General features: G+C 74.6%; 1 protein-coding gene. It reads left to right on the top strand.

Annotation, left to right across the window (positions count from 1 at the left end; all coding sequences use genetic code 11):
- Positions 1–32: 32 nt before the first annotated feature.
- Complete coding sequence (locus ACIHCL_RS29590; RefSeq protein WP_399866654.1) at positions 33–23,117, top strand: type I polyketide synthase; 23,085 nt, start codon at positions 33–35, stop codon at positions 23,115–23,117.
- Positions 23,118–23,275: the final 158 nt, after the last annotated feature.

Below are 23,275 nucleotides of genomic sequence, written 5' to 3'. Positions count from 1 at the left end.
CAGCAGTAGTTCAACGGGTCGATGGAGCACACATGATGCGCGAGTCTGTTGCGATGCCGGAGGAATCCGGGAACGGCGCACACGAGGTGATCGTGGCGATCGGGTCGGCGCACCGCCCGCCGGAGGACACCGGCGCGGACGGGGCGTTCGACGCGGAATTCCTCGCGGAGGCCACCGCAGACCCGTCGCACCCCGCGCGGACCGGCACCCTGCCGTACGGCCCGGCTGCGGCGGAGACCTGGTGGGAGGCGCTGGAGGACGCCGGTGTCGTCCTGGCGGTGGCCCCGGGCCCGCGCACCGGCCTCTTCCTCGCCGTCCCGGGTGAGCAGGGCGAGGAACTCCCCGGGCAGGAGGAGGCCGCCGCCGCGGTCGGCGCCGTCCTGCGGCTCGCCCCCGCCGCCGCCCCGCTGCTGCGCCGCCTCCCCACCGGCGTCCACGCGCTCCGCGCAGCCCACGACAGCCTCACCCGGGGCGAGAGCACCCTCGCCCTGGCCGCGGGCCCAGACGTACGCCTGCCGGACGCACCGGACACCACGCCCGGCGGCTACGGAGCCGTCCTGCTGAAGCCCCTCGCCGGGGCGCGGGCCGACGGCGACCGGGTAATCGCCGTACTCGGCGCCGACGGCCGGTTCACCGCCGCCGCCGACTTCGGCTGGAACGCCGACCCCGGCGAAGAAGCCGACCTCGCCGCCGGCGCCGGTGACCCCACGCAGGAGCCACTGCCCTGGATCCTCTCCGCGGCCGGCCCCGAGGCCCTGCGCGCCCGGGCCCGGCAGCTCCATGAGCACCTCACCGCACACCCCGGCCTCGACCCCGCCGCCGTGGGGCGGGCCCTCGCCACCACCCGGCACCACTTCCCCCACCGCGCCGTCCTCCTCGGCGACGGCCCCGACCGGCTCCTCGACGCACTGTCCACCCTCGCCGACGGCGGCTTCGCCACCGACGTGGTCCGCGGCACCGCCGCCGACCGCCCGGCGGCCTTCGTCCTGTCCGGCATCGGCGGACAGTGGCCCGGCATGGCCGGTGAACTCCTCGATTCCTCACCGGAGTTCCGTGCCGCGGCCCTGCGCTGCGAGCAGGCCCTCGCGCCCTTCACCGGCTGGCTCCTCACCGACGTGCTGCGCGGCGCCCCCGGCGCCCCCGGCCTGGGCACCTCCGACGTCAGTGTGCCCGCCACCTTCGGCGTCCAGATCGCCCTCGCCGAGACCTGGCAGGCCCACGGGGTCCGCCCCAGGGCCTACGCCGGCCACAGCATCGGCGAGGTTGCCGCCGCCCACCTGGCCGGCGCCCTCACCCTGGAGGACGCCGCCCGCACCATCCACGCCTGGGGCGACGCACTGGCCGAACTCGCCCGACTCGGCGGCGACATGCTCGCCGTGAGCCTCCCCGGCCACCTGCTCCAGGAGCGGCTCGCCCCCTGGGCGGACCGGCTGGTCATCGGCGCCCACAACGGCCCCGAATCCCAGGTCGTCTCCGGCGACGGCGACGCCGTACGCGCACTGCGCGCCGAACTGGAGGGCGAGGGCATCCGCTGCGGCGGCGTACGCCTCGGCGCCGCAGCCCACTCCGCGCACGCCGACGCCGTCCGCGACCGGATGCTCACCGCCCTCACCGGCCTCGCCCCCCGCGCGGGCCACACCCCGCTCTACTCCTCCGCCACCGGCGGCATCGTCGACGGCCGCACCCTGGGCGCCGACTTCTGGTTCGGGGCCCTGCGCCGCCCTGTCCGCTTCGAGCAGACCACCCACGCCCTCCTCGCCGACGGCCACGAAGCCCTCGTGGAGATCAACCCCCACCCCTCGCTGACCGCCGCCATGCAGGACACCGCCGCGGCGGCCGGACGCCACGCCGTCACCGTCGCCACCCTGCGCCGCGGCCAGGGCGGCCTGCACCGCCTGCGCACCGCCCTCGCCGAGGCCTGCGTACAGGGCGTCGACGTCGACTGGGCGACCGCCTTCCCCGCCGCCCCCGGGGTCCGCGTCCAGCTGCCGACCTACCCCTTCCGGCGGCCCGCCGCCGACACCCAGGCGCCCACCGCCCGGCTCGCCCTGCTGCCCGAGACCGAACGCGAGCACACCGCCGCCACACTCGTCCGCACCCTCACCGCCGCCCTGCTGGGGCTGCCCGGCCCGGACACCGTCGCCCCCGGACGGGCCTTTCGCGACCTCGGCCTGGACTCCGTCACCGCCGTCGAGCTCCGGGCCCGCCTGAACGAGGCCACCGGACTCGCCCTGTCCCATACCGTCGTCTTCGACCACCCCACCCCGGCCGCCCTGACCAGCCGGATCCTCGCCGAAGCCCTCGGCACCCACGAGGACCCGGCCGACGACGACACCACCGCCGCGGCCTGGGACGAACCCGTCGCCATCGTCGCCATGAGCTGCCGCCTGCCCGGCGGGACCGACACCCCCGAAGCCCTCTGGCAACTGCTCACCGAGGGCGGCGACGCCGTGTCCGCCCTGCCCGCCGACCGAGGCTGGGACATCGAGGGCCTCTACGACACCGAGCCCGGCCGCCCCGGCCGCTACTACCAGCGCGAAGCCGGCATGCTCCCCGAAGCCGGCGCCTTCGACCCGGAGTTCTTCGGGATCTCCCCCCGCGAGGCCCTCGCCATGGACCCCCAGCAGCGGATCCTCCTGGAGACCGGCTGGGAGGTGCTCGAACGCGCCGGCATCGACCCCGCCACCCTGCGCGGCACCCGCACCGGCACCTTCGTCGGCGCCATGAACCAGGACTACGGCCCTCGCCTCCACGAGGCGCCCGAGGACATCAGCGGCTACCTGCTGACCGGCAACAGCGTCAGCGTCGCCTCCGGCCGCCTCGCCTACACCCTCGGCCTCGAAGGCCCCGCCGTCACCGTCGACACCGCCTGCTCCTCCTCCCTCGTCGCCCTGCACCTGGCCGCCCAGTCGCTGCGCACCGGCGAATGCTCCCTGGCCCTCGCCGGCGGCGTCACCGTCCTGCCGACGGCAGGCTCCTTCATCGAGTTCAGCAAGCAGCGCGCGCTGGCCCCCGACGGCCGCTCCAAGGCCTTCTCCGCCGACGCCGACGGCTTCGGCCTCGCCGAGGGCGCCGGCATGGTCCTCCTGGAGCGGCTCTCGGACGCCCGCCGGGGCGGCCGCCGGGTCCTGGCCGTCCTCCGCGGCTCCGCGATCAACCAGGACGGAGCCAGCAACGGACTCACCGCGCCCAGCGGCCCCGCCCAGCAGCGGGTCATCCGCCAGGCCCTCGCCAACGCAGGGCTGACCGCCGCCGACGTGGACGCCGTCGAGGCCCACGGCACCGGCACCACGCTCGGCGACCCCATCGAGGCCCAGGCCCTGCTGGCCACCTACGGCCGGGACCGGGACGGGGACCGGCCGCTGTGGCTGGGCTCCCTCAAGTCCAACATCGGCCACACCCAGGCCGCCGCCGGCATCGCGGGCGTTCTGAAGTCCGTACTGGCCCTCCAGCACGGGCTCCTGCCCAGGACTTTGCACGCCGAGGTCCCCTCCCCGCACGTGGACTGGACGGCCGGCCGGGTCAGGCTGCTGACCGACGCCGTGGACTGGCCCGCGACCGGCCGCCCCCGCCGCTTCGGCGTGTCCTCCTTCGGCATCAGCGGCACCAACGCCCACGCCATCATCGAAGAGACCCCCGCCGAGCCCCCCGTGGCCGACCCCGCCCCGGAGGCGGACACCCCGGCCGAAGCACCCGACGTGCCCTGGATCCTGTCGGCCCGCAGCCCCGAGGCGCTGGCCGCCCGCGCCGAGGATCTCCTCGCGCACATCGCCGCGCACCCCGGCAGCCGCCCCGCCGACATCGGCCACGCCCTCGCCACCACCCGTACGGCCTTCGAACACCGCGCAGTCGTCACCGGCGCCACCGAGGCCGAACTCACCGGGGGCCTCGGCGCCCTCGCCGCCGCCGGCTCCACCCCCCGCACCGCACAGGGCACGGCCGCCGACGCCCGCCGCGTCGCCTTCGTCTTTCCCGGCCAGGGCTCCCAGTGGGCGGGCATGGCCGTCGGACTCCTCGACTCCTCCGCCGTCTTCCACGAGCGGATCGCCGCCTGCGGCCGCGCCCTGGCCCCCTACGTGGACTGGTCCCTGGAGGACGTCCTGCGCGGCGCCCCCGGCGCCCCCGCCCTCGACAGCGCCGACGACGTCGTCCAGCCCGCGCTGTGGGCCGTCATGGTCTCCCTCGCCGAGCTGTGGCGCTCCTTCGGAGTCGAACCCTCCGCCGTCATCGGCCACTCCCAGGGCGAGATCGCCGCCGCCGCCGTGTCCGGCGCCCTCGGTCTCGACGACGCCGCCAGGGTCGTTGCCCTCCGCAGCCGCCTCCTCGCCCGCCTCGCAGGCCTCGGCGGCATGGTCTCCGTACCCGAGCCCCTCGCCGACGTCACCCGGCGCCTGGACCAGTGGGGCGAGCGGCTCGGCATCGCCGCGATCAACGGACCCCGCTCCACCGTCGTCTCCGGCGACGCCGACGCCCTCGACGAACTCCTCGCCGCCTGCACCGCCGACGGCGTCCGCGCCAAGCGCGTCCCCGTCGACTACGCCTCCCACTCCTCGCACGTGGAGCTCATCGAGGCCGAACTCACCGAAGCCCTCGCCGGCATCACCCCGCTCACCCCGCCCGTACCGTTCTACTCCACCGTCACCGGCGAACCCGTCGACTCCGCCGCCCTCGACGCCACCTACTGGTACACCAACCTCCGCACCACCGTCCGCTTCGAGCCCGCCGCACGCCGTCTGATCGCCGACGGCCACCAGGTCCTCGTCGAATGCAGCCCGCACCCCGTGCTCGCCATCGGCCTCCAGGAGACCGCCGAGGACGCCGACACCACCGTGGACGTCGTCCCCTCGCTGCGTCGCGGCGACGGCGGCTCCGCCCGCTTCCTCACCTCGCTCGGCCAGGCCTGGACCCGGGGCGTCCCCGCCGACTGGGCCGCCGCCTTCGCCGGGCTGCGCCCCCGCCCCGCCGACCTGCCCACCTACCCCTTCCAACGGCGCCGTTTCTGGCTCGACACCGCCGCACCGGCCGCTCCCGCGACGGGCGCGGGCCACGGTGAGGAGGAGGCCCGCTTCTGGGCCGCCGTCGAGAACACCGACGTCCAGGCCCTGACCAGCTCACTGGACCTGGACCCCGACGCCTCCCTCGACGGCATTGTCACCCGGCTCGCCGACTGGCGCCGCCGTTCCACCCGCACCGCGCGGATCGACAACTGGCGCTACCGCGTCACCTGGACCCCCACCGAAACCCAGGCCCGGCGCGGCAGCAGGGCCCCGCTCACCGGCACCTGGCTGCTCGTCACCACCACCGCCCGGCAGGACGGCGCCACCGCCACCGCCGTCCACGAGGCCCTCACCGGCTGCGGCGCCCGCGTCGAACGCATCCCCCTCGACCCGGCCGCCCACCCCGACCGGCAGACCGTGGCCGCACTCCTCACCGACCGGCTCGCCCAGGGCGGGCTGGCCGCCGACACGGTCACCGGAGTGCTCTCCCTGCTCGCCGAAGACCCCGCCGACGCGCCCGGACACCACGTGCCGGCCGCCCTCGCCGCCACCCTGGCCCTCCTCCAGGCCCTCGGCGACACCGGCATCGGCGCCCCCCTGTGGTGCGCCACCTCCGGGGCCGTGGCCACCGGCCCCGCCGACCCGCTCCGCCGGCCCGCCCAGGCCCAGATCTGGGGCCTCGGCCGGGTCGCAGGCGCCGAACACCCCCAGCGGTGGGGCGGCCTCGTCGACCTGCCCGAAACCCTCGACGCACGCGCCCTCGACCTCCTCACCAGCCTCCTCGCCGACCCCGCAGGCGAGGACGAGCTCGCCGTCCGCGCCACCGGCACCCTCGCCCGGCGCCTCGTCCGCGCCACCGCGGACCCGGCCGCCCCCACCGGCGACCACACCCTCGCCCGCCCCCACGGAACCGTCCTCGTCACCGGCGGCACCGGCACCCTCGGCGCCCACGTCGCCCGCTGGCTCGCCCGCTCCGGAGCCGCCCACCTCGTCCTCACCAGCCGCAGCGGCCCCGCCGCCGAAGGCGCCGCCGAACTCCACGAGGAACTCGCCGCCCTCGGCTGCCGCGCCACCATCGCCGCCTGCGACGTCAGCGACCGCGACGCCCTCGCCCGGCTCCTCGGCTCCCTGCCCGCCGAACACCCCCTCACCGGCGTCATCCACACCGCCGGTGCCCTCGACGACGGCGTCCTCGACGCCATGACCACCGACCGGCTGGAACACGTACTGCGTCCCAAGGCCGAGGCCGCACTCCACCTGCATGAGCTCACTGCCGGCCACGACCTCGACTTCTTCGTCCTGTTCTCCTCCATCGCCGGCATCGTCGGCAACGGCGGCCAGGGCGGCTACGCCGCCGCCAACGCCTTCCTCGACGCCCTCGCCCACCAGCGCCGCGCCCAGGGCCTGCCCGCCACCGCCATCGCCTGGGGCTCCTGGGGCAGCGGACGCATGATGGGCCGCCATGCCGAGGAACACCTCACCCGGCGCGGCATCCTCCCCATGCCCGCCGACCTCGGCATCGCCGCCCTGCGCCGCGCCATGGACCACGACGACACGGCCGTCACCGTCGCCGACATCGACTGGGAACGCTTCGTACGCGCCTTCGCCCACACCGGCGACTACCCGCTCCTGCACCGCCTCCCCGAAGCCCGCCGGATCCTCGAAGCCGCCGACGCGCCCGCAGGCGCGGGCCCCACCGCGGGCGGCCCCGCGCTCGCCGGACAGCTGGCCGCACTCCCCGGCCCCGAACGGCTCCGGGCTCTCGTCGAACTCGTCCGCACCCAGGCCGCCACAGTCCTCGGCCATTCCCGCGCCGACGCGGTCCAGCCCCAAAGGGCCTTCCGCGACACCGGATTCGACTCGCTCACCGCCATCGAGCTCCGCAACCGCCTCGTCGGCGCCACCGGCCTGAGGCTGGCCACCACCGTCGTCTTCGACCACCCGAACCCGGCCGAACTCGCCGCCCACCTCGACGCCCGGCTCCTCGGCAGCCCGCAGACCGGCAGCTTCGCCGCGGCGCCCGCCGCCCGGCCCGCCTACGACGACGAACCCATCGCCATCGTCGCGATGAGCTGCCGCTTCCCCGGCGGTGTGACCTCCCCCGAGGACCTGTGGAAGATCCTCTCGGAGGGCGCGGACGCCCTCTCCGCCTTCCCCGAGAACCGCGGCTGGGACCTCGACGCCCTTTACCACCCCGACCCGCAGCACCCCGGCACCACCTACGCCCGTGAAGGCGGGTTCCTCCACGACGCCGGCGAGTTCGACGCTGCCTTCTTCGGGATCTCCCCCCGCGAAGCCCTCGCCATGGACCCCCAGCAGCGGCTGCTGCTGGAGACCACCTGGGAGGCCTTCGAACGCGCCGGCATCGACCCCGCCACCCTCAAGGGCAGCCGCTCCGGCGTCTTCATCGGCTCCAACGGTCAGGACTACGCCTCCGGCCTGCGCCAGGCCCCCGAAGGCGTCGAGGGCTACCTGCTGACCGGCCGGGCCGCGAGCGTCGTCTCCGGCCGACTCGCCTACACCTTCGGCCTGGAAGGGCCCGCGCTGACCGTCGACACGGCCTGCTCCTCTTCCCTCGTCGCCCTCCACCTGGCCGTCCAGTCCCTGCGCCAGGGCGAATGCGAACTCGCCCTGGCGGGCGGCGTCACCGTCATGTCGGGCCCCGGCATCTTCGTCGAGTTCAGCCGTCAGCGCGGACTGGCCCCCGACGGCCGCTGCAAGGCCTTCGCCGCCGCGGCCGACGGCACCGGCTGGGGCGAGGGCACCGGCATGCTGCTGCTGGAGCGGCTTTCCGACGCCCGCCGCAACGGCCACCAGGTGCTGGCCGTCGTACGGGGCTCCGCGATCAACCAGGACGGCGCCTCCAACGGCCTGACCGCTCCCAACGGACCCTCGCAGCAGCGGGTCATCCGCCAGGCCCTGACGGACGCGGGCCTCGCGCCCTCGGACGTCGACGTGGTCGAGGCACACGGCACCGGCACCCGGCTCGGCGACCCCATCGAAGCCCAGGCCCTCCTCGCCACCTACGGGCAGGACCGGCCCGGGGACCGGCCGCTGTGGCTGGGCTCACTGAAGTCCAACCTCGGCCACACCCAGGCCGCGGCCGGTGTCGCCGGCGTGATCAAGCTGGTCCTGGCCCTCCAGCACGCGGAACTGCCCCGCACCCTGCACGTGGACGCCCCGACCCCGCACGTCGACTGGTCGACGGGCTCGGTCGAACTGCTCTCCGCCCCCGTAGCCTGGCCCGAGGCCCCCGACCACGTCCGCCGCGGCGGCGTCTCGGCCTTCGGCGTGAGCGGCACCAACGCCCACGTGATCATCGAACAGGCCCCCGAACCGGCCGGACCAGAAGCCGACCGGGTCGCGGACGACACCGACGCGGCGAAGGGCCCGCCTTCCGCCTGGCTGCTGTCCGCCAAGACCCCCACCGCACTGCGCGCCCAGGCCCGGCGCCTGCGAGCCCACCTCACCGAGCACGACGAGGCCACCCCGGCCGACATCGGCTTCTCCCTCGCCACCGGCCGGGCAGCCCTCCAGCACCGGGCGGCCGTCCTCGGCACCGACCGCGCCGAACTGCTGCGCGGCCTGGACGCCCTCGCCGACGAGGACGTGGCGGGCGCGGCCCGCCACGTCATCACCGGCGGCACCGACTCCGCCACCGGCTGCGAACCCGGCCGGACCGCTTTCCTGTTCTCGGGACAGGGCAGCCAGCGTCCCGGCATGGGCCGCGAACTGTACGACGCATTCCCGGTGTTCGCGGACGCCTTCGACGCGGTCTGCGCGCACCTGGACGGCCACCTGGAACGGCCCCTGCGGGACGTGGTGTTCGGCGAGGCCGCGGAAGTCCTGCACGAGACCCGTTTCACCCAGCCGGCGCTGTTCGCGATCGAGGTGGCCCTGTTCCGGGTGATGGAGTCCTGGGGCGTGCGCCCCGACTTCCTCGCCGGACATTCCGTGGGCGAGCTCGCGGCGGCCCATGTCGCGGGCGTGCTGTCCCTCGGGGACGCGGCGAAGCTGGTTGCCGCGCGTGGCCGGCTGATGCAGGAGCTCCCGGACGGCGGGGTCATGGTGGCGGTCCAGGCCTCCGAGGAGGAGGTACGGGAACTGCTGGCCGGGATGGAGGACCGTGCGGGTGTCGCCGCCGTCAACGGGCCTGCGTCCGTGGTGGTTTCGGGCGAGGAAGAGGCCGTGGCCTCGGTCGTGGACCGGCTGTCCGCGGAGGGCCGCAAGACCAAGGCGCTCAGCGTCTCCCACGCCTTCCACTCCCCGCTGATGGACCCGATGCTCGACGCTTTCCGCGAGGTCGCGGAGTCGGTGACCTTCGAGGCCCCGAAGCTGCCCATCGTCTCCACCCTCACCGGCCGCATCGTCTCCGCCGAGGAGTTCTGCTCGGCCGACTACTGGGTGAGCCACGTCCGCGAGGCCGTCCGCTTCGCCGACGCCGTCGCCATCCTCGCCGCCGAGGGCATCGGTACCTTCCTGGAGATCGGCCCGGGCGGCGTACTCACCGCCCTGGCCCGGGATTTGCTCGACGAGTCGGCCGTCACCGCCCCCGTCCTGCGCGCCGACCGCCCCGAGGGCCTCGCCGTCACCACCGCCCTGGCCCAGCTCCACGTCCGCGGCGCTCCCGTCGACTGGACGGCCTGGTACGCCGACCGCGACGCACGCCGCATCGCCCTCCCCACCTACCCCTTCCAGCGCGAGACCTACTGGCTGCACGTCCCGGCCGCCGCCGACCCCACCGCGATCGGCGTCACCGACACCGAACACCCCCTCCTGGGCGCCACCGTCGTGCTCCCGGACGGCGGCATCGTGCTCACCGGCCGCCTCTCCCTCGCCACCCACCCCTGGATCGCCGACCACACCGTCTCCGGAGCCGTACTCGTCCCCGGCACCGCCTTCGTGGAACTGGCCCTGCGGGCAGGCCGGGAAGCAGGCCGTACCCACATCGAGGACCTCACCCTGGAGGCCCCGCTCGTCCTGCCCGAACACGGCGGGGTCCAGCTCCGCCTCACGGTCGGTGCGCCCGGCCCCGACGGCCGCTGCGCCCTGGAGCTCCACTCCCGCCCCGAGAACCCCGCCACCCCCCAGGACTGGACGCGCCACGCCGGCGGCACCCTGACCGCCGAAGCGGCCCGGCCCCCGGCAGCGCCCGAGGTCGCGGCATGGCCCCCGCACGGAGCCGAACCGGTCGCCACCGACCACCTCTACGAGCTCCTCGACGACCTCGGCTTCGGCTACGGCCCCGGCTTCCGCGGCCTCACAGAGGCATGGAGGCACGGCGACACCCTGTACGCCGCCGCGACCCTCCCAGCCCCCACCGCACCGGACGCGGGCGCGTTCGGGCTGCACCCGGCCCTCCTCGACGCCGCCCTCCACGCCTCCTGGCTCGGCCTGCTGTCCGGCACCGGCACCGGACAGGGTCTGCTGCCCTTCTCCTGGAGCGACGTCAGCCTCCACGCCACCGGCGCCCCCGCCGTACGCGTCCGGCTGACCCCGGCCGGACCGGACACCGTCTCCGTACTCGTCGCCGACACGGCGGGGCAGACCGTCGCCTCCGTCGGCGCCCTCGTCCTGCGCCCCGTCTCCGTCGACCGGCTGCGCGCGGCGGCGTCCCCCCGCGCCGACACCCTCCTCCGCCTCGGCTGGACCCCGGCCCAGGTACCCGCCGACACCCCCGAACCCGACTGCGCCGTGGCCCTCGCCGGCCCCGCCCCCGACGGCGGCGCGGCACCGGACGGCCCGGCCGGAGCGGTACGCGCCACCGCCCACCGCACGCTCGCACTGATCCAGTGGTGGCTCGCCGAGGAGCGGTCCGACCGGACCCCGCTCGTCGTCGTCACCCGCCACGCGGTCGCCACCACCCCCGCCGAACGCACCACCCTGGACCCGGCCCAGGCCGCCGTCTGGGGCATGCTCCGCACGGCACAGTCGGAGAACCCGGACCGCTTCGTCCTCCTCGACCTGGAACCGGGCCTGGACCCGGACGCCGGACCCGGCCGGGAGGCCCTGCGCGCCGCCCTCGCCACCGGTGAACCCCAGCTCGCCGTACGCGGCGGCACGGTCCTGGTGCCGCGCCTCACGGCCCACACGGACCACCCAGCCGACGAGGACCCGCAGCGGCAGGAGTTCAAGGCCGACGGCACCGTCCTGGTCACCGGCGCCACCGGCACCCTCGGTCGGCTCGTCGCCCGCCACCTCGTCACCGAGCACGGCGTACGCCACCTCCTGCTCACCGGCCGCCGGGGCCCCACCGCCGAAGGAGCGGCCGACTTCGAGGCCGAACTCACCGCCCTCGGCGCCCGGGTCACCACCGCCGCGTGTGACGTGGCCGACCGCCACGCCCTGGCCGACCTGCTGGCGACGGTCCCCGCCGAGCACCCGCTGACCGCCGTGGTCCACGCGGCCGGCGTGACCGACGACGGCATCGTCCCCGCCCTCACCCCGGACCGCGTCGACCACGTGCTCCGCCCGAAGGTCGACGCAGTCCTGCACCTGCACGAGCTCACCCGCGACACGGACCTGTCCGCGTTCGTGCTCTTCTCCTCCGTCTCCGCCACGCTCGGCGGCGCCGGCCAGGCCAACTACGCCGCCGCGAACGCCTTCCTCGACGCCTTCGCCCAGCAGCGCCACGCCGCCGGACTGCCCGCGGTATCGCTGGCCTGGGGCCTGTGGGCCGACGGCAGCGGAATGACCGGCAAGCTGGACTCCACCGACCTCGCGCGGATCCGCCGCATGGGCCTCGTCGGCATGGACGCGGCCACCGGCCTCGCCCTGTTCGACGCCGCCTGCACGGCGGGCGCGGACGTCCTCTTCCCGGTGCCGCTGGACCACGCGGGACTCCGCGTCCAAGCAGCCGAGGGCAAGGTCCCCGCCCTGCTCCGCGGGCTGGTCAGGACCCCGGTCCGCAAGGCCCACAGCGGCCCCGGCACCGCCTCCGCCGCACCCGCCGACCGCGCCTCCGCCCTGGCCGCCAGCCTCCACGGGCTCCCCGAGGCCGAACAGGACCGCGTCCTGACCGACCTGGTACGCGGCCAGGTCGCCACCGTCCTTGGCCACGCATCGCCCGACCAGGTGGAACCCGAACGCCCCTTCAAGGACCTCGGCTTCGACTCGCTCACCGCCGTCGAACTGCGCAACCTGCTCAACGCCGCCACCGGCACCCGACTGCCCGCGACCCTCGTCTTCGACCACCCCACCCCGCTGGCCCTCACCCGCTTCCTGCGCGCCGAGATCCTCGGCAACGCCCCTCTCCCGGCGCAGCCGGCCGTGGCCGGAGAAGTCGTGGCGGTCGGTGATCCGATCGTGATCGTGGGGATGAGCTGCCGTTATCCGGGTGGAGTGCGTTCTCCGGAGGATCTGTGGCGGTTGGTTGCCGAGGGGGGTGATGCCGTTGGTGGTTTTCCGGTGGACCGTGGTTGGGCGCTTGACGGGTTGTTCCATCCGGATCCGGATCATGCGGGGACGAGTTATGCGCGTGAGGGTGGGTTCCTCTATGAGGCGGGGGAGTTCGATGCGGGCTTCTTCGGGATCTCGCCGCGTGAGGCCCTTGCGATGGATCCGCAGCAGCGGCTGCTGTTGGAGACCTCGTGGGAGGTGTTCGAGCGGGCCGGGATCGATCCGGCGACGCTGCGTGGTTCGCGTACCGGGGTGTTCGCCGGGGTCATGTACCACGACTACGGCTCCCGACTCTCCGTCGTCCCCGAGGGCTTCGAGGGCTACCTCGTCAACGGCAGCGCGGGCAGCATCGCCTCCGGCCGCGTGGCCTACACCTTCGGCCTGGAGGGGCCCGCGGTGACCGTGGACACGGCCTGCTCCTCGTCCCTGGTCGCCCTGCACCTCGCCGCCCAGGCGCTGCGGCAGGGCGAGTGCTCCATGGCCCTCGTGGGCGGCGTCACCGTCATGGCGACGCCGAACATCTTCATCGAGTTCAGCCGGCAGCGCGGGCTGGCCGCCGACGGCCGCTGCAAGGCTTTCTCGGGCTCGGCGGACGGCACCGGCTGGGCGGAGGGCGCGGGCATGCTGCTGGTGGAGCGGCTCTCGGACGCGCGCCGCAACGGCCACCGGGTACTGGCCGTCGTACGCGGTTCCGCGATCAACCAGGACGGTGCGTCCAACGGTCTGACCGCGCCGAACGGACCTGCGCAGCAGCGGGTGATCCGCCAGGCGTTGGCGCAGGCGGGTCTGTCGGCGGGGGACGTGGACGTGGTGGAGGCCCATGGCACCGGCACCACCCTGGGCGACCCCATCGAGGCGCAGGCCCTTCTCGCCACCTACGGACAGGAGCGTGAAGCCGACCGGCCGTTGTGGCTGGGCTCCCTCAAGTCGAACATCGGGCACACCCAGGCGGCTGCCGGTGTGGCGGGTGTGATCAAGATGGTGATGGCGATGCGTCATGGGGTGCTGCCGAAGACCCTGCACGTGGATGAGGCGTCCCCCCACATCGACTGGTCGGCGGGGGATGTACGGCTGCTGACCGAGGCCCGGGAATGGGCGGAGCCGCAGAGCGGCCGTCCGCGCCGGGCGGGCGTCTCCTCCTTCGGCGTCAGCGGAACCAACGCCCACGTCGTCATCGAACAGCCCGCACCGTACGAGGACCCGGAAGCACACCATCGCCCCGAGGACGTACCGGCCACCGACACGGCCGTCGTCTGGCCGCTGTCCGCCAAGGACCCGGCAGCGCTGAGCGCGCAGGCCGGGCGCCTCCTCGCCCACCTCACCGCCAACCCGGACCTCCGCCCGCGCGACGTGGCCCTCGCCCTGGCCCCCCGGGCCGCCCTGGACCTCCGGTCCGCGGCAGTCGGCACGCGCCGCGAGGAACTGCTGAGCGGCCTGGAGGACCTCGCCGCGGGCCGTCCGACGGCCGCCGCCGTACTGCGGGGAGAGACCCCGGAGGGCACGCCCGTCGGCGGCAGCCGCACTGCGTTCCTGTTCTCGGGCCAGGGCAGCCAGCGGCTCGGCATGGGGCGTGAACTGAACGCCGTCTTCCCGGTGTTCGCGGAGGCCTTTGACGCGGCCTGCGCAGCTCTGGACCCGTACCTCGAACTCCCGCTCAGGGATGTGGTGTTCGGCGAGGACGCGGAGCTGCTGAACGAGACGCGTTTCACCCAGCCGGCGTTGTTCGCGGTGGAGGTGGCGTTGTTCCGGTTGGTGGAGTCCTGGGGTGTGCGGCCGGACTTCCTGGCCGGGCATTCGGTGGGTGAGTTCGCTGCTGCCCATGTGGCTGGTGTGCTGTCCCTTGAGGACGCGGCGAAGCTGGTGGCCGCACGCGGGCGGCTGATGCAGGCGTTGCCGGCCGACGGCGCCATGGTCGCGGTCCAGGCCTCCGAGGAGGCGGTACGGGAGCTGCTGGCCGGGTTCGAGGGCCGCGCCGACATCGCCGCTGTCAACGGACCGACGTCCGTGGTGGTTTCGGGTGCCGAGAAGGCCGTGGCCGTCATCGTGGAGCGGCTGTCCGCGGAGGGCCGTAAGACGAAGGCCCTGGCCGTGTCGCACGCCTTCCACTCGCCGCTGATGGATCCGATGCTCGACGCCTTCCGTGAGGTCGCGGAGTCGGTGACCTTCGGGGCCCCGAAGCTGCCGATCGTGTCCGCTCTCACCGGTGGGATCGTCTCCGCCGAGGAGTTCTGCTCGGCCGATTACTGGGTGAGCCACGTCCGTGAGGCCGTCCGCTTCGCCGACGCCGTCGACTGCCTGGCGCTTGAAGGCGTGCGGACCTTCCTGGAGGTCGGCCCCGGCGGTGTCCTGACCGCCTTGGCCGCAGACGCCCTCGACGAGCACGCCGTCACCGTCGCGGCCCTGCGGAGCGACCGTGCCGAGGACCTGGCCGTCACCACCGCCCTCGCCCGGCTCCACGTTCACGGCGCCCCCGTCGACTGGGCCGCCGTCCACGCCGGTCGCCCCGTCCGTCCCGTCGACCTGCCCACCTACCCCTTCCAGTACGAGCACTACTGGCTGGACGTCCCGGCCGGCACCGGCGATGTCACTGCCGTCGGACTGGCCGACGCCGACCACGCACTGTTCGGGGCGACGGTCCTGCTGCCCGACGGTGCGGGCTCCCTCCTCACCGGACGGCTGTCCCTCGCCACCCACCCCTGGCTGGCGGACCATGAGGTCTCGGGCGTGACCCTGCTCCCCGGTACCGCATTCCTGGAGATGGCGTTCCGCGCCGGTGACGAACTCGGCTGCGGCCGGGTCGAGGAACTCACCCTCGCCGCCCCCCTGGTGCTCCCCGAGCAGGGCGCTGTCCAGGTACGGGTGCTCGTCGGCGCCGCCGAAGAGCCCGCCGGACGCCGGACGGTGAAGATCTACTCCCGCGCCGAGACCACCATCGAGGCCGGCGGGGAGGAGTCCTGGACGCGGCACGCGACGGGCTTCCTCGTCCCGGACACCGAGCCGTCCCCGCCCGCTGCGGACGGCACATGGCCGCCCGCCGACACCACCGCCGTGGACCTGCACGACTGCTACGAGCGGCTTGCCGACGCCGGCTTCGCCTACGGACCGGTCTTCCAGGGCCTGCGTGCCGTCTGGCGGCGCGGGGACGAGGAGCTGTTCGCGGAGGTCGCCCTGCCCGGAGGGACTCCGGTCGACGGGTTCACCCTGCACCCCGCGCTCCTGGACGCGGCCCTGCACGCCATCGTCGTCGGGGAGCCGTCCGACGCCGATGACGCCGGCCACGCCGGCCGGCTGCCGTTCGCCTGGAGCGGCGTGAGCGTGTACGGCAGCGGCGCCGAGACCCTGCGCGTCCGCCTGACCCGGGCCGGGACCAGTTCCGACGCGGTGCGGCTGCGGATCACCGACGGCCTGGGACGGCCCGTCGCCTCCGTCGACTCCCTCCTCTTGCGCGCGGTCACTCCCGAGCAACTCGCCGAGGCGGGCGCGGGGTTGCGGGAGGCGCTCTTCCGCGTGGCCTGGGAGCCGTGCGAACCGGCCGTCGAGACCGAGCCCGCCGAGGTGGTGTGGTGCGAGAGCCTCGCGGACCTGGACTCCGTGCCGGACACCGTCGCCGTCGCCGTCGCCCCGCCCGAGGGCGGGGAGGCCGACGCACCAGCCGCCGCCACGCACCGGGTGCTGGCGCTGCTCCAGGAATGGCTGCACGAGGAGCGATACGCCGCCTCGCGGCTGGCACTGGTGACGCGCGGCGCGGTCGGCGCCCCGGCAGCCGGTGCCGCAGCCGCTGCCGTGGACCCCGTACAGGCCGCCGTCTGGGGGCTCGTACGCTCGGCCCAGTCGGAGAACCCCGACCGGTTCCTGCTGGTGGACACCGACACGGACGAGACCTCCGCGCCGGCGGCCGCCCTGGCCTGCGGCGAGCCCCAGGTCGCGGTCCGTGGCGGGGCCCTGTTCGTCCCCCGGCTCGTACGGGCCGACGAACCGGCGCCGGCCGGGGACGCCCCCGTTCCCTTCCCGGCCGACGGAACGGTGCTGATCACCGGAGCGTCGGGTGCGCTGGGCCGGCTGGTCGCCCGCCACCTGGTCACCACCCACGGGGTACGCCACCTGCTGCTGGCCGGCCGCCGGGGCCAGGACGCCCCGGGCGCAGCCGAGTTCGCGGAGGAGCTGCGGGAACTGGGCGCCCAGCCCCGGACCGTGCGCTGCGACGTCGCGGACCGCGCCGAGCTCGCCGCCCTGCTGGCTGGCGTTCCCGCCGAGCACCCGCTGACCGCGGTGATCCACGCGGCCGGCGTGACCGACGACGGCACCGTCCACGCCCTCAGCCCGGACCGCGTCGACCGGGTGTTCCACCCGAAGGCCGACGCGGCCCTCAACCTCCATGAACTGACCCGCGACACCGACCTGTCCGCCTTCGTCCTGTTCTCCTCCGCCGCAGGCACCCTCGGCAGCGCCGGCCAGGCCAACTACTGCGCCGCGAACTCCTTCCTCGACGCCCTTGCCGAGTCTCGGCGGGCCGAGGGACTCCCCGCCGTGTCCCTCGCGTGGGGCCTGTGGGCGCAGAGCAGCACGCTCACGGCACGCCTGGCCGCCGCCGACCGGCACAGGATCAGCCGCTCCGGACTGATCGCCCTGGAGGCGGCGGAGGGCCTGGCACTCTTCGACGTCGCCTGCCGCTCCGAGCGGGCCACGCTGGTCCCGGTCCGCCTGGACACCGAGGCGCTGCACGCCCAGGCCCGCGCGGGATCCCTGCCGCCGCTGCTGCGGCAACTGGTACGCACCTCCGTACGGCCCAGCCTCGAAGGCGACCGGCAGACGGCGGCCGGGCGGACCCCGCTGGCCGCCAGGCTCGCCGCCCAGTCGGCGGACGAGCGGCACGCGTTCGTCCTCGACCTGGTACGCACCCAGGTGGCGGCGGTCCTCGGCCACGCGTCCGCCCGATCAGTAGCGGTGGACCGGCAGTTCAGGGACCTCGGCTTCGATTCCCTGACCGCCGTCGAACTGCGCAACACCCTCAACTCCACCACCGGACTGCGGCTGCCCGCGACCCTGGTCTTCGACCACCCCACTCCCGAGGCACTGACCCGCCTGCTGCTGACCGAGCTGCTGGGCACGGCCGCCGGCCAGGCGGAACCGGCCGTGGCCGGAGAAGTCGTGGCGGTCGATGATCCGATCGTGATCGTGGGGATGAGCTGCCGTTATCCGGGTGGAGTGCGTTCTCCGGAGGACTTGTGGCGGTTGGTTGCCGAGGGGGGTGATGCCGTTGGTGGTTTTCCGGTGGACCGTGGTTGGGCGCTTGACGGGTTGTTCCATCCGGATCCGGATCATGCGGGGACGAGTTATGCGCGTGAGGGTGGGTTCCTCTATGAGGCGGGGGAGTTCGATGCGGGCTTCTTCGGGATCTCGCCGCGTGAGGCCCTTGCGATGGATCCGCAGCAGCGGCTGCTGTTGGAGACCTCGTGGGAGGTGTTCGAGCGGGCCGGGATCGATCCGGCGACGCTGCGTGGTTCGCGTACCGGGGTGTTCGCCGGGGTCATGTACCACGACTACGGCTCACAGCTCGGCGGGACGGTGCCCGAAGGGCTCGAAGGACACCTCGGCATGGGCACCTCCGGCAGCGTGGCCTCGGGCCGGCTCTCGTACACCTTCGGTCTGGAAGGCCCGGCGGTGACCGTGGACACGGCCTGCTCCTCGTCCTTGGTCGCCCTGCACCTGGCGGCGCAGGCGCTGCGGCAGGGCGAGTGCTCCATGGCCCTGGTGGGCGGTGCCACCGTCATGGCGACGCCGAACACCTTCATCGAGTTCAGCCGGCAGCGCGGGCTGGCCGCCGACGGCCGCTGCAAGGCGTTCTCGGCAGACGCCGACGGCACCGGCTGGGCCGAGGGCGTGGGCATGCTGCTGGTGGAGCGGCTCTCGGACGCCCGCCGCAACGGCCACCGGGTGCTCGCGGTGGTCCGCGGCTCCGCCGTCAATCAGGACGGTGCGTCCAACGGTCTGACCGCGCCGAACGGGCCCGCGCAGCAGCGGGTGATCCGCCAGGCGCTGGCGCAGGCGGGTCTGTCGGCGGGCGAGGTGGACGCGGTGGAGGCCCACGGCACCGGCACCACGCTGGGCGACCCCATCGAGGCGCAGGCCCTGCTCGCCACCTACGGGCAGGAGCGTGAAGCCGACCGGCCGTTGTGGCTGGGCTCCCTCAAGTCCAACATCGGGCACACCCAGGCCGCCGCCGGTGTGGCCGGTGTGATCAAGATGGTCGAGGCGATGCGTCACGGCGTCCTTCCCAAGACCCTCCACGCCGATGAGGCGTCCCCCCACATCGACTGGTCGACGGGGGCGGTACGGCTGCTCACCGAGGCCCGGGACTGGACCGGCGACGGCGGCCGTCCGCGCCGGGCGGGCGTCTCCTCCTTCGGCGTCAGCGGCACCAACGCCCACGTGGTGCTGGAACACGTACCTGACACGGAGCCCGACATCGAGCCCGATCCGTCTGCCACCGGCACGGAAACGGAGCGCGAAGCCGTGGCGTGGCTGCTGTCGGCAAAGGACGAAACGTCCCTGCGCGCCCACGCGCAGCGCCTCGCGGCCCATGTCACAGAGCACCCGGCCCTGGGCCTCGCCGACATCGGGCGGACGCTCGCCGTGTCGCGCGCCTCGATGGAGCTGCGTGCCGCCGTCGTGGGGGCCGGCCGTGAGGAACTGCTCGCGGGCCTGGCGGCCATCGGTGCGGGCCGGCAGGCGGCCGGTGTCATACGGGGCGAGGCCGAGACCGGCGGTCCCGCCGACGAGAGCCGCACGGCCTTCCTGTTCTCCGGGCAGGGCAGCCAGCGTCTGGGGATGGGGCGTGAACTGGACGCCGTCTTCCCGGTGTTCGCGGAGGCCTTTGACGCGGTGTGCGCAGCTTTGGACCCGTACCTCGAAGTCCCGCTCAGGGATGTGGTGTTCGGCGAGGACGCGGAGTTGCTGGACGAGACGCGGTTCACTCAGCCGGCGTTGTTCGCGGTGGAGGTGGCGTTGTTCCGGTTGGTCGGGTCCTGGGGTGTGCGGCCGGACTTCCTGGCCGGGCATTCGGTGGGTGAGTTCGCGGCGGCTCATGTGGCCGGTGTGTTGTCTCTCGGGGACGCGGCGAAGCTGGTTGCCGCGCGTGGTCGGCTGATGCAGGGGCTCCCGGGCGGCGGGGTCATGGTGGCGGTCCAGGCCTCCGAGGAGGAGGTACGGGAACTGCTGGCCGGGTTCGAGGACCGTGCGGGTGTCGCTGCCGTCAACGGGCCTGCGTCCGTGGTGGTTTCGGGTGCCGAGAAGGCCGTGGCCGTCATCGTGGAGCGGCTGTCCGCGGAGGGCCGTAAGACCAAGGCGCTCGCCGTCTCCCACGCCTTCCACTCGCCGCTGATGGAGCCGATGGTGGCGGAGTTCCGCGAGGCGGTCGAGCAGGTGGCCTTCGGGGCCCCGGTCCTCCCCGTCGTCTCCACTCTCACCGGTGGGATCGTCTCCGCCGAGGAGTTCTGCTCGGCCGATTACTGGGTGAGCCACGTCCGTGAGGCCGTCCGCTTCTCCGACGCCGTCGACTGCCTGGCGCTTGAAGGCGTGCGGACCTTCCTGGAGATCGGTCCCGGCGGGGTCCTGACCTCGCTCGCCCAGGAGCTCCTGGACAACCGCGCCCTCACGGTCCCCGCCCTGCGGGCGGACCGCGCCGAGGACCTGGCCGTCACCACCGCCCTCGCCCGGCTCCACGTTCACGGCACTCCCGTCGACTGGGCCGCCGTCCACGCCGGTCGCCCCGTCCGTCCCGTCGACCTGCCCACCTACCCCTTCCACCGACGCCGCTACTGGCTCGACCCGGTCGCACCCGCCGACGACGTGGCCTCCGCCGGGCTCGTGGCCGCCGAACACCCCTTCCTGGGGGCGGCCATACCTCTCGCCGACGGCCAGGGGGCCCTGCTGACCGGCAGGCTGTCCCCGGCCACCCACCCCTGGCTCACCGACCACACCGTGCTGGACACGATCCTGCTGCCCGGCACCGCACTGGTCGACCTGGCGCTCCGCGCCGCCGACGAGGTGCGCTGCGACCGGGTGGACGAGCTGTCCCTCGGCGCCCCCCTCGTTCTCCCGGGGGACGGGGCCGTGCAGCTCCAGGCCGTCGTCAGCGGGCCGGACGCGACCGGGCACCGTACGGTCGGCGTCTACTCCCGCCCCGAGACCGCCGATGCCACCGAGCCGTGGACCTGCCACGCGACCGGCACGGTCTCCGTGGACGCCCACGGACCGCAGGAGCCGTCCTCCGCACTCGCCGAGTGGCCGCCACCCGGGGCCGAGCCCCTGGACACCGGCGGCGCGTACGAGCGGCTGGCGGACCTCGGCTTCGGCTACGGACCGGTGTTCCAGGGCCTGCACGGGCTCTGGCGGCGCGGCGACGAGGTGTTCGCCGAGGTACGGCTGCCCGAGGAGACCGGAGTCACCGGCTTCGGCGTCCACCCGGCGCTCCTCGACTCCGCCCTCCACGCGATCGGGCTCGGCGGACTGCTGCCCGACGCCGGACGGGGCCGGATCCCGTTCGCCTGGAACGGGGTGACCGTCCACGCCACCGGCGCCCGCGCCCTGCGGGTCCGGATCGTCCCGGCCGGTGCCGACTCGGTGGCGCTGCTGGCCACCGACGAGACCGGCCGACCCGTCGCCTCCGTCGACTCCCTGGTGCTGCGCCCCGTATCGGTGGAGCAGCTGGCCGAGGCCGGGCGGGCGCACAGGTGGCAGGAATCGCTCTACGGGCTCGACTGGACCCCCCTTCCCCTCACCCCGGAGGACCCCGTGAACCCGTCGGGCGGCCAGTGGACCCTCGTCGGTGGTGACGACGGCCTGCGCGCGGCACTGGAGGACTCCGGCATGGACGTCGCGTTCCGTACGGACCTCACGGATCCGGCAGACGGCGACGCGACCCCGGCGCCCGCCGTCCTCCTCGCGGCCGTCGACGTCCACCCGGACCGGGACCACCCCCTCGCCCACGTGCACGCGACGGCCCACCGCGCCCTGGAACTGCTCCAGCGGTGGCTCGCCGACGACCGGTACGCCGACTCCCGGCTGGCCGTCCTGACCGGCAACGCCGTGGCAGCCAAGGGCCGCGGCGCGGAGGACCGCGACAAGGAGGTCGACCCGGCGCAGGCCGCGATCTGGGGCCTGGTGCGTTCGGCGCAGGCGGAGAACCCGGGCCGTTTCATCCTGGTCGACCTCGACCGCGACCCGGCGTCCGCGCGGGTCCTGCCCGCCCTGCTGGCCTCCGGCGAGGAGCAGTTCGCCGTACGCGGCGGAGAGGTCCTCGTGCCCCGGCTGGCTCGGACCGGGCAGCCGCCCGTCCTCGGCGAGGCCGGACCCACGTTCACGGCGGACGGCACGGTCCTCGTCACCGGCGCCTCCGGCGGGCTGGGCCGGCACGTCGCACGGCACCTGGTGACCGCGCACGGGGTACAGGACCTGCTGCTCGTCAGCCGTCGCGGCGGCGCCGCCGAGGGCATGGCCGAACTGGAGGCGGAACTCACCGACCGGGGGGCCCGGGTCACCGTGGCCGCCTGCGACGTGGCCGACCGCGAGGCCCTCGCCCGGGTACTCGCCGAGATACCCGCCGCCCACCCCCTGACCGGTGTGGTGCACGTGGCCGGTGTGACCGACGACGGGATCCTCACCGGCCTCACGGCGGAGCGGATCGACCGGGTCTTCCGCCCCAAGGTGGACGCCGCCCTGCACCTGGACGAGCTCACCCGCGGCATGGAACTCTCCGCCTTCGTCCTGTTCTCCTCCGCCGCCGGAGTCTTCGGCGCGGCCGGCCAGGCCAACTACGCCGCCGCCAACGCCTTCCTGGACGCCCTCGCCGGTCGGCGCCGCGCCGCCGGCCTGCCGGCCGTGTCCCTGGCGTGGGGGCTGTGGGCCGAAAGCAGCGGCATCACCGGCGAGTTGACGGAAGCCGACCGGATCCGGATGTCCCGCAGCGGCATCCTGCCGCTGTCCACCGAGGAGGCCCTCGGCCTCTTCGACGCCGCGACGGCGCACCAGCGGAGCGCGGTCGTCCCGGTCCGCCTGAACCTGGCGGAGCTGCGCGGCCAGGCCGCCGCCGGCACCCTGCCGGCCCTGCTGACCTCCCTGGTCCGGACCCCCGCCCGGCGCTCCGCCGCCGACGGGGGAACGGATACCGCTGCCGGGCTGTCCGGCACCGCAGGTGGGGACCTGACGGCCCGGCTGACGGGGCTCTCCGAGGCCGAACAGCGCACCCTGCTGCTGGACCTGGTGTGCGAGCACGTGGCCGCGGTCCTGGACCTCGCCTCGCCCCAGGCGGTACGGCCAGGCCAGGCGCTCCGCGACCTCGGAGTCGACTCGCTGACCGCCGTCGAACTGCGCAACCGGCTGGGCAAGGACACCGGGCTGCGGCTGCCGCCCACGCTCGTCTTCGACTACCCCACCCCCGCCGAACTGGCCGACCACCTCAAGGCCGAGGTCGCACCGGTCGCCCGGGACGTCTCGGGGCTGCTGGCCGAACTCGACCGGATCGAGACGGAGCTGCAGAGCACGGCGACCGCCGACGCGGAAGTCCGGGACACCGTCACGGCGCACCTGCGCCACCTGCTGGACCGGTGGGCCGCGCCCGCCGACCAGGGGGAGGCGGACGGCGCGGGCGTCGCGGGCGGGCTCCACACCGCCACGGACGACGAGATGTTCGACTTCATCGGCAAGGAGTTCGGTATCTCCTGATCGGGATCTCCCGCACCCGCCACCCCCTGCCGCGTTCCGGCCCCGGCCGTATGGGCCTTCGCGGCCTACCCGGCCCCCTCCCAGCCGTACAGGCCCCACGGCCCCCACGGGCTCGATGTAAAAGGTGACCCCAGGTGACTGACCTTCAGGCGAAGAAC

The sequence above is a fragment of the Streptomyces sp. NPDC052042 genome, assembly GCF_044548345.1.
Classification (GTDB): domain Bacteria; phylum Actinomycetota; class Actinomycetes; order Streptomycetales; family Streptomycetaceae; genus Streptomyces.
Note: the sequence above shows the minus strand (reverse complement) of the source record. Positions and strands in the feature narration are given on the sequence as shown.

What these genes read in the sequence shown, in the direction of transcription:
- ACIHCL_RS29590 (WP_399866654.1), top strand. Translation starts at nt 33, where the DNA reads ATGATGCGCGAGTCTGTTGCGATGCCGGAGGAATCCGGGAACGGCGCA.